8 protein-coding genes are annotated in these 11952 nt (G+C 68.4%); 2 read left to right on the forward strand and 6 right to left on the reverse strand.

Annotated features, from left to right (window positions below; genetic code table 11):
- Window positions 1-23 precede the first annotated feature (23 nt).
- Entirely contained in the window at window positions 24-1502 is a 1479-nt protein-coding gene (locus tag DJ029_RS04435; RefSeq protein ID WP_112321099.1) for an NAD-dependent succinate-semialdehyde dehydrogenase, read from the forward strand.
- A 63-nt stretch (window positions 1503-1565) separates the two neighbouring features.
- On the opposite strand, the gene mdoH is transcribed toward DJ029_RS04435, so the two are convergent.
- The 4 genes from mdoH to DJ029_RS04455 are packed head-to-tail and all read right to left on the reverse strand — an operon-like array spanning window position 1566 to window position 7625.
- On the reverse strand, window positions 1566-3371 hold the full coding sequence (mdoH, locus tag DJ029_RS04440; protein WP_112321100.1) for a glucans biosynthesis glucosyltransferase MdoH: 1806 nt from the start codon (window positions 3369-3371) through the stop codon (window positions 1566-1568).
- The gene (locus DJ029_RS04445; protein ID WP_112321101.1) at window positions 3368-4906 is read right to left on the reverse strand and encodes an OpgD/OpgG family glucan biosynthesis protein; all 1539 of its coding nucleotides are present in this window, start codon (window positions 4904-4906) and stop codon (window positions 3368-3370) included. The genes mdoH and DJ029_RS04445 overlap by 4 nt, the downstream gene beginning before the upstream one ends.
- Window positions 4903-6228: an OpgC family protein gene (locus tag DJ029_RS04450; protein WP_112321102.1), complete on the reverse strand. Its 1326-nt coding sequence runs from the start codon at window positions 6226-6228 to the stop codon at window positions 4903-4905. Before DJ029_RS04450 ends, DJ029_RS04445 begins: the two co-directional genes overlap by 4 nt.
- 14 nt (window positions 6229-6242) lie before the next feature.
- Window positions 6243-7625: a tetratricopeptide repeat protein gene (locus DJ029_RS04455; RefSeq protein WP_112321103.1), complete on the reverse strand. Its 1383-nt coding sequence runs from the start codon at window positions 7623-7625 to the stop codon at window positions 6243-6245.
- Between the two features lie 155 nt (window positions 7626-7780).
- On the opposite strand from DJ029_RS04455, the gene DJ029_RS04460 reads away from it, so the two are divergent.
- Entirely contained in the window at window positions 7781-8926 is a 1146-nt protein-coding gene (locus DJ029_RS04460) for a YeeE/YedE family protein (RefSeq protein ID WP_112321338.1), read from the forward strand.
- Here DJ029_RS04460 and DJ029_RS04465 read toward each other — a convergent pair.
- Window positions 8908-10512 carry a thiamine pyrophosphate-binding protein gene (locus DJ029_RS04465; protein ID WP_112321104.1) on the reverse strand — a complete coding sequence of 535 codons (1605 nt, stop codon included), beginning with the start codon at window positions 10510-10512 and terminating at the stop codon, window positions 8908-8910. The genes DJ029_RS04460 and DJ029_RS04465 overlap by 19 nt on opposite strands.
- Complete coding sequence (locus DJ029_RS04470) at window positions 10512-11732, reverse strand: CaiB/BaiF CoA transferase family protein (RefSeq protein ID WP_232822959.1); 1221 nt, start codon at window positions 11730-11732, stop codon at window positions 10512-10514. Before DJ029_RS04470 ends, DJ029_RS04465 begins: the two co-directional genes overlap by 1 nt.
- Window positions 11733-11952 lie beyond the last annotated feature (220 nt).

An 11952-nucleotide genomic window follows, 5' to 3' on the forward strand; every position in this document is an offset into this window, starting at 1 on the left:
CACCGCGAATCGGAGGAACCCCCATGCTGGACCGGAATACCAATCTCGCCGAGATGCTGAACGACCCGTCGCTGCTGGCGACAAAGGCCCTGATCGATGGCGCCTGGGTGGATGCCGACACTGGCGAGACGTTCGATGTGACCAATCCCGCACGGGGCGACGTGATCGCGCGGGTTCCCGACATGACGCGCGCCGAAGTCGCCCGCGCGATCGACGCCGCCTATATCGCGCAAAAGGACTGGGCCGCGCGCACCGGCAAGGAGCGGGGCCAGATCCTGCGGCGCTGGCATGACCTGATGGTCGAGAACGCGGACGACCTAGCCGCGATCCTGACGGCGGAAATGGGTAAGCCGCTGGGCGAGGCGAAGGGCGAAGTGCTCTATGGCGCCAGCTTCGTGGAGTGGTTCGCCGAGGAAGCCAAGCGCATCAACGGGGAAATGATCCCCGGTCACCAGCCCGACAAGCGGCTGGTGGTGATCAAGCAGCCCGTTGGCGTCGTCGCCTCGATCACGCCGTGGAACTTTCCCAACGCCATGATCGCGCGCAAGGTCGCGCCCGCGCTGGCGGTCGGGTGCGCCTTTGTCGCCAAGCCCGCGGCGGAAACGCCGCTGTCGGCGCTGGCCATGGCGGTGCTGGCGGAACGGGCCGGGGTGCCGAAGGGGATCCTGAACATGGTGACCTCCAAACGCTCTGCGCCGGTCGGGCAGGAGTTCTGTGAGAACCCCAAGGTGCGCAAGCTGACCTTCACCGGCTCGACCGAGGTGGGGCGCGTCCTGCTGCGCCAGGGCGCCGACCAGGTGATGAAGATGTCGATGGAACTGGGCGGCAACGCGCCCTTCATCGTGTTCGACGATGCGGACCTGGACGCGGCGGTGGAAGGGGCGATGATCTCGAAATACCGCAACAACGGGCAGACCTGCGTTTGTGCGAACCGCATCTACGTTCAGGCCGGGGTGTACGATACATTTGCCGAGAAACTGGCGCAGGCGACGCGGAACATGAAGCTCGGCGACGGGTTCGCCGAAGGAGTCAGCACCGGCCCGCTGATCAACGAGGCCGCGTTGGAGAAGGTGGAGGAGCATATCTCGGACGCGGTCGCGAAGGGGGCGAAGGTGCTGACCGGGGGCGAACGCTCGGACCTTGGCGGGACTTTCTTCCAGCCCACGGTTTTGACCGGCGTCACCCGCGACATGATGGTCACCCATGACGAAACCTTCGGCCCGGTCGCGCCCCTGTTCCGGTTCGAGGATGAGGCCGATGTGATCGAGCAGGCGAACGACACGATCTTCGGCCTTGCCTCCTATTTCTATGCCAGGGACCTGAGCCGCGTGTGGCGTGTGTCCGAGGCGCTGGAATATGGCATGGTTGGGGTGAACACCGGTTTGATCTCGACCGAGGTGGCGCCCTTCGGGGGGGTCAAGCAGTCGGGTCTCGGCCGGGAGGGGTCCTCGCACGGGGTCGAGGATTACTTGGAGATGAAATACATCTGCATGTCGATCTGAGCCCGGCGTGCCGCCCGTGGCGGCTTCGATGCCTCCGGCGGGGATATTTGGGGACTTTGGAGTTCAGGGAAGGGGGCGCACCGCATCGGGTGCCGCCCCTTTTTCGTGACGGTGATCCTGCGGCGTCCAGAACAGCGCCTCTGTGGCTGGAGGGGTTGCGGAGGCGGCCCACGAGAGGAGCGGCGCGAGCGCAAGCAGGATCCCGATTGGCAGCAGCCACAGCGTGAGCGCGTCGAGCGCGAAAAGCACGCACATGGCGAGGCCGAGCCCCGTTTCCACCGCGTGGAACCGTAGCAGGGCCAGTGGGCCGTGTCGCTCTGCGCCGCCGGCCGGGGCCCAGCCGGTGTCGACGCCCGAAAGGGTGCGCAGGACGGCGATCATGTGCTGGATCATCATCATCGGCGCGAGCATGACCGACAGGACCAGTTCCGATAGGGCCGAGGCGACGAAGCGCAGCGGGCCCCCTGCGCTGCGCAGGGTCGGATCGCCCGCCCAGAAGGCGAGCGCGCCGAGCACTTTCGGGGCGATCAGCATCCCGTATATCAGGGCGACGATCAGGATGCGGGACACCATGTCCATTTCCGGCCAGGTCGGGAACAGCGGGTTGGCGTCGGAGAAGTAGCGGATCGCGCCATCGCCCGCCCCTCTGCCCGCCAGCACCCAGAGGATCATCAGGGCGAACCAGACCAGCGCGGACAGGTAGGCCATGGCGCCCTGGAACATGTGCATCCGGGACAGCGGGTGCAGGCCCCTTGTTCCCAGCAGGCGCAGGTGTTGCAGGTTGCCCTGGCACCAGCGGCGGTCGCGCAGGGCGTGGGCGAGCACGGTTTCGGGGGTGCCCTCGAAGCTGCCGGTGGCCTCGGGGGCGAAGCTGATCTGCCAGCCTGCGCGGCGCAGCAACGCGGCTTCGACGAAATCATGGCTGAGGATCACGCCGCCGAAGGGGCGGCGGCCGGGCAGGTCGGGCAGGCCGGCGGCGGCGGCGAAGGCGCGGGTGCGGATCAGCGCGTTGTGGCCCCAGTAGTTCGCCGTACTGCCCGACCACAGCCCGAGGCCGCGCGACAGCGTGGTGCCATAGACGGTGTTGGCGAAGGCCTGCGCCCGCGCGAAGATGGATCGCGCCCCGATCAGCCGGGGGATCGACTGCACGAGGCCGAGCCGGGCTGAGCCGGCCATGCGGTCCGCCATCAGGGTCACGGTGCCGGGGCTCATCACGCTGTCCGCGTCGAGCACGAGCATGGCGTCATGGGCCGCGCCCCAGCGTGTCACCCAGTCGGCCAGGTTCCCGGCCTTGAAGCGCGTGTTCTCGGGCCGGTGCCGATAGTGGATCGCCAGGTCTGGCCGCAGCGCCGCCACCCGCGCCACGGCGCGGTGTTCCGCGCGCACGGCGGATGGATCGCGGGTGTCCGACAGCACGTAAAAGGTGTAGCGGTGCCGCCCGCCTGCCAGCGCGGACAGAAGCGGCAGCGTGTTGCCGAGAACGTTGCCGATCGGCTCGCCATAGATCGGCTGGACGATGGCGATGTCGAGCGGGTCGCCCATCGGTGCGGCCGCGGTGCGGCACGGCACCAGGCCCAGCAGCGCCGTGGCCACGGAAAGCGCGATCCAGAAGGCGGCGAACATACCGCATAAAAGGATCGCCGCTTCGACCCAGATCAGCCCGTCATGCATGAACCAGTCATACATCACGAGCCCGAGCGCCAGGGTGATTGCCAGCGCCACGCCGAAGACGAAGACCCGCGCCGCCTGTACCGCAGCTGGATCGGGCGGCAGGCGTGGTGCGTCCGGCGGTCTGCGCAGGTTCTGCACCGGCATCGCCAGCGGCGCTTCGGGCGGCATCAGCCGGGGGGGCGGGAAGGGCGCGGTCATGCGGGCGGGGTCCAGCGATACAGCCAGACTTCGGAGATGGTCGCCTCCTCCATCCGCAGTTGCGCGCGAAGTTCCATCGAGCGCCCCTCTTCCGGCTCGAAACCGAAGTCGAGCCGCACGCCGCCAGTTTCGGGGTTGCGCTGCAGGATGCCCTCGCTGACCGTGCCGCGGTTGGCGGAGGTGTGGACCTGCACGCTGCTCAGATCCTCGGGCAGTTTCGGGTGCGGCGCGAAGTCGATGGCGGCGATGCGCCGCCCGGAAAAGCTGCGCCCCATGTGGGTGTTGGTCACATGGGCGCGGTCCTGCGGGATCGGCGCTTCCGCGCACCAGTGCAGGCGGTAGCTGACCTCATGCGCTTGGCCCGGCTGCAAGGGCGCGCGGGGCCGCCAGTAGGCGACGATGTTGTCGTAGATCTCTTTGTCGGTCGGGATCTCGACCAGCACGACGGCGCCTGCGCCCCAGTTCTCGCCCGGTTCGACCCACAGGCCGGGGCGTTGGTGATACCGGGCGGACAGGTCGGCAAAGTCGGAAAACGCCCGCGCTCGCTGCATCAGGCCGAAGCCCTTCGGCGCGTCATCCACGAAGTGCGAGAATTGCAGTTCCGCCGGGTTCGCCAGCGGTCGCCACAGCCGCTCACCCGCGCCGTTCCAGATCAGCAGCCCGCCGCTGTCGTGCACCGCGGGGCGGAAGTCCTCGTAGCCCGCGCGGTTCGTCTGGTCGAAGAAGAACATGGAGGTTTCCGCGGCCAGCCCGACGTTTTCCAGGGCGACGCGGGGGAACAGCGTGGCGGTCACGTCCATCGTGGTGGTCGCGCCGGGGGTAATGCGAAAGCGGTAGGCCCCGGTCAGCGATGGCCCGTCGAGCAGGGCGTGCAGGATCACGTCGCTCTGCCCCGGTGCCGGCGCCTCGATCCAGAATTCGCGGAATTCGGGGAATTCCTCGCCCTCCGGCGCGCCGGTGTTCAAGGCGATGCCGCGCGCGGACAGGCCATAGATCTGCCCCTGGCCGATGGCGCGGAAGTAGCTCGCGCCCTGGAACACCGCGTATTCCTGGAAGGTGCCGGGGGTTTCCAGCTCTCCGTGCAGGCGCAGGCCGGAATAGCCGAGCGTGGAGTCGATGGGCAGGTCGGGCAGGTTGTCGGTGGTGTCGAACACGGCCAGGTCGAACAGGACGGGGCGCATCTGCCCGCCCTCCACCGCGTGGACCCGGATCGGCGCGGGGAAGTACAGGCCGGGGGCGAAGAATTCCACCTGCACGGGCCGCCCCCTGCCGCGCCAGAGGGCGTTGCGGGTGTCGAACCAGATCTTGCGGTACTGGTCGTAGGTCAGGTTGCGCCAGGCCTCGGGGACCTGGGTTGGCGGGGTGTAGGGCTTGGCGGCCAGGGTGCGGGCGCGCTCCACCACCATGTCGGGGCGGAAGGGGCGGGGGTCGCCCAGCCGCATGCCGGGTTCATCGGCCCGCGCGCCGGGCAGGCCCGGCAGGGCGGCCATCGCGGCGCTCAGCGCCAGGGCCTGTCTGCGGGTCAGCGCGCTCATGCCGCGCGTTCCGCGCCGGACAGGGGCGCCGGGCTCTCGGCGACTTCGGGCGGCGGCTTGCGCCAGGGCTCACCCTTGAACCAGCCGACGAGGTAGGCGGTGGCGACGATCACGGCAAACCCGAACAGGTTGACCAGCAGCACGACGGCGGCGTCCTTGCCCGGCGCGTCCCGCCCGGCGGCGTGGATGTCCAGCAGGAAGCCCATGAACCGCGCCAGCACCATGGAGGTGACGAAGACCGCCAGCGACTGTTGGCCCACCTTCCGGATGACGCGGACAAGGACGCCCCAGGCGCGGCCCACGCCAAGGCGGCTGCCGCGCGGCCCCGCCGCCGCCCAGGCGAGGTAGGCGAGCGACAGGAACTGCACGTAGCGCAGGATGCCCTGGTCGGTCTTGGTGAACAGGTAGCGATGCTCCTGCCGCCACTCGATCACGGCGGCGCGCCAGCTCTCGGCCCAGGGCAGGTCCAGCGCCTCGATCGGGGCAAGGGTCCAGATCCGAACGCCGATATTGGCCAGCGGGATATTGCCCAGCACCACCACCAGCGCCAGGGCGATCAGCCAGGGTCGAACCGGGGGAGCGGGGATCCAGCCGCGCATGAAGGCGAAGCCGGTGAAGAACACCAGTTGCCAGGCGAAGGGGTTGAAGAACCACTCGCGCGTGTTGTTCGGCGGCTCGAACCAGTATTGCGCGGGCAGGTGCAGGAAGCTGAGCGCCTGCGCCAGCGGGCCGAGGCTGGCGACCCCCTCGTCATGCAGGTTCTGCACCTGCGCGAAGGCCCAGATCAGCACCATCGCCCCCAAAGCTGCCGCCGGAGAAATCCGGGAAAGCGCGATCATCAGCGGCACCATGCACAGGATCACCAGGTACATCGGCAGGATGTCGAAGTAGTTTGGAACGTAGGTCAACGTCATCAGCCCGATCAGTTGCTCGGGGACGTTGTTGATGAACGGGTAGAGGTTCAGCTGACCGACGTAGTCCCGTGTGCCCAGACCCGAGGCGTTCAGCGCTGCGACCATGGCGAAGACGGCGAAGAACATCGCGATATGCGACCAGTAGACCTGCCAGACCCGGTGCGCGATCCTGAGGGTGCCCATGGGCAGGCCGTGCCGGTCGAACACCCGCCCGAACGCAATGGCCGAGGCCATGCCCGAGCAGAACACGAAGATCTCCGTCGCGTCGGAAAAGCCGAAGCGCGCGGGGATCCACAGGGTCCAGGGATTGCCCGGCGTATGGGCCAGCAGGATGATGAACATCGCCGTCCCCCGGAAGAAATCCAGTCGGGGGTCCCTTTGGCGGACGGGGTGCACAGGCTGCGGCATTCAGGGTTTCCGGTTCAGAGTCCGGCGTGTGTGCCGGACAGCTTGGGGGGCGCGGTATCCTCGCGCGTCGCGGCGATAAATGCCATGCGGCGGGCGGAATATCCATCCTCGGCCCCGCCGCGGTTGCGGGTGCGGTCGCGCAGCAGCGCCTCGGCCGCGTCAAGGAAACCGCCGCGCAGGGCGGCCTCCACGGTCAGCCGCTCGAACACGTCGCGCTGGGCGTGGCTGCCGCCGATCAGCTGCATGTCGGCCCGCGCGGCGTTGAGGTTCAGGAAGGCTTCGGCGTAGCGCCCTTCGCCGTAGGCCTCCAGCCCGTTGGCGGCGCTCATGCCGGGGTGGTCGGTGATGCGCTGCATCTCTGTCTGGTAGCGCGCCGCGTCCTGGCTCATGCGTTGCACCATGGCCTTCGTCGCGCTCACGCGCCCGCCGCCCACCAGGGCCAGCAGGTAGTGCAGGTCCGCGAAGACGACCGAGCCGTCGCCCGAGCGCCGCTCGGCCAGGTCGGCCAGTTCCTCCCAGCGATGGCCGACGCTTATCCCCTCCACCTCCAGCCGGGACAGGAGCGAGGCGGCGTTGGAGATATCGCGGTAGTCATCGGTCTTGTCGGCGCGGATCTCGCGGTCATAGAGCGCGAAGACCTCTTCGATCTGGCCGAGGTCGAGGTGCATCAGTGCGATGTGCCACCAGACGTGATAGCGAAAGTTGTTGCAATGCTCCCACGCCCCGGTCTGCCCCGAAAGCCAGAACAGCCCGTCTTCCGCCCGCGCGGTCATGTCGTAGACATGGGCGACGGCGTGCAGGCCCCAGGCGTCATCGGGGGCGAGCAGCAGCCCCTCGCGCCCGGATCGCTCTGCGGCCTCGGTGTCGCCCGTTTCCTCCAGCGCGAAGGCGTGGCAGCCCTTCAGGTAGCCGAGCGCGGGATGGTCGCCCCAAGCCGGCATCACCAGTTCCAGCGAGGCGCGCATCGCCTGCGGCTGGCCCAGCACGAAGCGGATCGCCTGCACCATCTTCATCGCCAGCGCGTCGCGGGGGGCGCTCAGAAGCAGCTCCTCGAACCTGCTGGCCGCCTGCGATGGGAAGCCCGCAAGGTAGTCGTGCAGTGCATCGAGGTAGACCTGCTCGCGCGGCGTCGGCGGGCTTTTCGCCGCCGCGAGGGTCGCGGCATTGGCGCAGTCGCGCGCGGTTTGCGTCATCTCCGCACGGCCGAGGAGCATGCAGAACAGTCCCTTCACCGCGTGGCCCTGGGCGAAGTCCGGCGCGGCGGAAAGCGTGGCGGCCAGGTGGTCCGGCGTCGCGGCGGCATGGGCAAGAAAGCCCCGGATCGTGGCGTTCCAGGCCTCGATCGCCGTCACTGGAAGTGACGTTTCGCAACCGCTGAAGTCCGTTGTTCCAGCCATGATGTCCTCCGATCCAGCGCAACCCATCGACAAAGGTTGTGCGGGGCCACGACTACGTGCATCGGTGAAGCGCGTCCACAGGTCCATTCACATGGGCGTCAGGTCACGAATGTGTTATGCGCATCACCGCTGTCTTTTGGGGTTATGGAAACATCATGGAAAACACCGCACGCCTGCCTGTTCTGTTCGCAACCGCCGGTCTGATCTTCGTGGCTGTCATGGCCTATGTGAACCGTGGAGGGTCGCTTGCACTGGCCACCCTTGTGGGCGGTTTCGCGGGCTTTGCGCTGTATCACGCCAGTTTCGGCTTCACCGCAGGCTGGCGGCGGATCATCTCCGAGCGTCGCAGCACGGGGTTGCGCGCGCAGTTCATGCTGATCGCGCTGACGGCGCTGGTCAGCTACCCGCTGATCGCCTGGGGCGGGGCTTATGCCTGGGTGCAGCCGATCTCGGTCTCGCTTGTGGTGGGGGCGTTCCTGTTCGGCATGGGGATGCAGCTTGGCGGCGGCTGCGGGTCTGGCACGCTGTTCGTCGTGGGCGGCGGTTCGACCCGGATGGTGATCACGCTGCTGTTCTTCATCATCGGCTCGGTCATCGGGGTCGCGCATATCGGTTTCTGGTGGAACCTGCCCTCGGCCGGGCGGGTTTCGCTGCTGAACGAATTCGGGCCGGTGACGGCCTTTCTGATCCTGATCGCGATCCTCGGCGCCCTGGCCTATGGTGCGATGCAGCTCGAGAAGCGCGCCCATGGAAGCCTTGAGCCGGCGCGCAAGACCGGCTCTCTGATCCGGGGGCCGTGGTCGCCCTGGATGGGCGCGGTGGCGCTGGCGGCGGTGGGAATCCTGACGTTCCTGGTGCTGAACCGCCCCTGGGGCATCACGCAGGCCTTCGGGTTCTGGGGGGCGAAGGCGGCCTATGTCGCCGGGGTGCCCACCGACGTTTGGTTCCTTGAACCCTGGTCCGAGAAACGGCTGAACCAGTCCGTGTTCGCGGATTCCACCTCTGTCATGGATTTCGGGATCATCCTTGGCGCGATGCTGGCGGCCAGCCTTGCGGGCAAGTGGAAGCCGGTCTGGTCCCTCAGCGCGTCCGAGATCGGCACCGCCGTGGTGGGCGGTCTGTTGATGGGCTACGGCGCGCGGCTGGGCTTTGGCTGCAACATCGGCGCATATCTCGGCGGGCTGGTGTCAGGCAGCATGCACGCCTGGGTCTGGGCGGCGGCGGCCTTCGCCGGTTCCACGGTCATCGTGAAGTGGCGGATGCCGCGCGCACCCGCCACGCCTCAGAACGCGCCGTCGTAGGCGCGAGGACCGATCCGCGCCGCGATCACGGTGAAAGTGTCGCGCTGAAGCGCGGCGCGGGCCGCGTCGGCCAGCGCCGCCGCATCCTCGACCAGCACGCCGTGCCCGCCTAGCGCGGTGGCCACGGCGGGAAAGTCCGTAGCGCCGAAATCCACGCCAAGGTTGGGGCGCTGCGTGCCGCGCTGCTTCAACTCGATCAGGGCCAGGCTTTCGTCCACCAGCACCACGATGATCAGCGGCAGGCCAAGGTCGCGGATGGTGGCCAGCTCGCCGAGGCCCATTTCAAGCCCCGCGTCGCCGACGAAGGCGATCACCGGCGTGTCCGGCGCGCCCAGCTTGAAACCGGCGGCAAGCGGCACGGCGCAGGCCATGGTGCAAAGCGCGGTGGACTGGATCATCCCGCGCGGGGCGCGGCACTGCCACATCTGGGACAGAAGGATGCGATGCGCCCCGCTGTCGGCCGAGATCACGGTTGTGTCCGGCATGGCCTGCCGCAGGGTGGCGAAGACCTGCCCCGGCCCCCAGCCGCTCGGGGCGAAGGCCTGCGCCAGCGAGGCTTTCGCCGCTTCCGGCGCGCGGTCTGGCCAGCACCCTTCCGGGTCGTCCACGTCGCCGAGCGCCGAGAGCCCCTCGCGCACAGAGGCGGTCAGCATGTGGCTGACGCTGTGCATGCCGTGGGTGCGGGGCACCTCGGTCAGTTCGATCACGGTCTGGTCGGCGCGCCAGGGGTTGCGCCAACCGATGCGCATTTCGATGGGGTCGTAGCCAAGTAGCAGGATGCAGTCCGACGCCTCGATCAGGGGCTTCAGGATGTTGTCCGCCTTCGGGGAAAGCCCCGCGCCGCCGAGGGCCAGGCGCTCCCCCTCGTCGATCAGGCCCTTGGCCTTGTAGGTGGTGATCAGCGGCACCTCGTTCCGGTCGCACCAGGCGCGGATCGCCGGGCCTGCGCCCTGGTTGACCGCGTCCACCCCGGCGATGGCCAGCGGGCGGCGGGCGGCCGCCAGCGCCTTGCGCGCGGTATCCAGCCTGCGCCCGGCGGGGGCGACGCGCCCGGGCAGGTGCGGCGGGATGTCGGCGGCGTCGCTGGTGGCTTCGGCGACCGAGATCGGCACGTCCACATGCACCGGACCCGGCTGGCCCGAGGTGGCGATGGCGATCGCCTTGGCCATCACCTCGGCCACGGCGCCGTGGCTGGCGCGGAAGCTCGCCTTGGTGATCGGGCGCAGCAGTTGCTGGTGGTCGAAGACCTGGTGGGTGTAGCTCTCCGCCTCGGCCGCGTCGACGCAGCCGGTCAGGAAGATCAGCGGCACCTTGTCCTGATGGGCGTTGGCGACAACGTTGACGGCATTTGCGACGCCGGGACCGAGGGTGGCGACAAGAACACCCGGCGCGCCGGTTGCGTGCCACAGCCCTTCGGCCATGAAGCCGCCGGCGTTCTCGTGCTTGACCAGGACGAACCGCAGCCCGGCGTCGTCCAGGCCCTGCATCAGGGCCAGGACCTCGCCACCGGGGATGCCGAAGGCATGGGTTGCGCCCGCCGCGCGCAGGGCGTCGCCGATGATCCGCCCGCCGGTTCTGTCGCTCATCACGCGCCTCCTATGATGCCGTTCTCGCTCCACTGTGCCAACTGATCGTCGTCCGCCGCAAGGACATCGGAAAGAACCTCTGCCGTATGCTGCCCGACGGTGGGCGGCGCACCCTGGTATTCGATGGGGGTGCCGCTCATCCTTATCGGGTTGGCGATCAGCTCGACGCTGCCGCTGACGGGGTGGTCCATGGTGATCGTCATGCCCCGCGCCTGCGCCTGGGGCTGGGCGAACGCCTCGGCCACGGTGTTGATGGGGCCGCAGGGCACCGCCTTGTCGTCGAGCAGGGCGATCCAGTCCGCTGCCGTGCGAGTTTTGGTGATCTCTCCCAGCAGGGGGATCAGGACCTCGCGGTTATGGACCCGGTCGACGTTGCGCGCGAAACGCGGATCCTCGGCCAGTTCGGGGTGGCCGGCGGCGGCGCAGAAGCGGGCGAACTGCCCGTCGTTGCCCACCGCCAGGATGAAGGCCCGGTCCGAGGCGGGAAAGGTGCCGTAGGGCACGATCGTGGGATGTTCGTTGCCGCGCTGGGGCGGCGGCTTTTCGTCCACAAGGTAGGCCTGCCCCTGGTTGATCAGCCAGGCAAGCTGGCTGTCGAGCAGGCTGACGTCGATATACTGGCCCTTGCCGCTGGTTTGCCGGGCATGAAGGGCGGACAGGATCGCGGTATTGGCGTACATGCCGCACATCACGTCGGCGATGCCGACGCCGACCTTCATCGGATCGCGCCCCGGCTCACCCGTCAGGGACATGATGCCGCCCATGCCCTGGATCAGGAAGTCATAACCCGCGCGATGGGCCAGCGGGCCGGTCTGCCCGAAGCCGGTGATCGAGCAATAGATCAGGCACGGGTTCTGCGGCGCGAGGCTGTCGTAGTCGAGGCCGTATTTCTTCAGCCCGCCGACCTTGAAATTCTCGATCAGGATGTCGGATTTCAGGGCCAGGGCGCGGACGATGTCCTGCCCCTCGGGGGTAGCGATGTCCACGGCTACGGATTTCTTGCCCCGGTTCGCGCATAGGTAGTAGGCGCTTTCGGGGGTGTCGTTCCCGTCCGCGTCCTGAAGGAACGGCGGGCCCCAGCCGCGGGTGTCGTCGCCCTTTCCGGGGCGTTCGATCTTGATCACCTCGGCCCCGAGGTCGGAGAGAAGCTGCGTTGCCGTCGGCCCGGCGAGGATGCGTGAGAGATCGAGGACCCGCAGGCCGGTCAGTGGTGCGCTCACGTTCGTCACTCCCGCAAATGGTTCTTTTGATTTGCGATACCAGCTTCCTCGGCTTCGGGCCAGTATTGTGGGAGGTGATCCTGCGGAGGGCCTGACGGCCCGTTGCGATGCCCCCCACCCCCGCTGGCGCGCGGGTGGGGCCCCGTGGGGCGTTGCGCGGATCGGGCGGCGCTGGCGCGCGGGGCTGGGTTGCCTCCGGCGGGGATATTTGGGGACTTTG

Origin of the sequence: Oceanibium sediminis (assembly GCF_003265325.1) — a bacterium.
Taxonomy (GTDB): domain Bacteria; phylum Pseudomonadota; class Alphaproteobacteria; order Rhodobacterales; family Rhodobacteraceae; genus Halovulum; species Halovulum sediminis.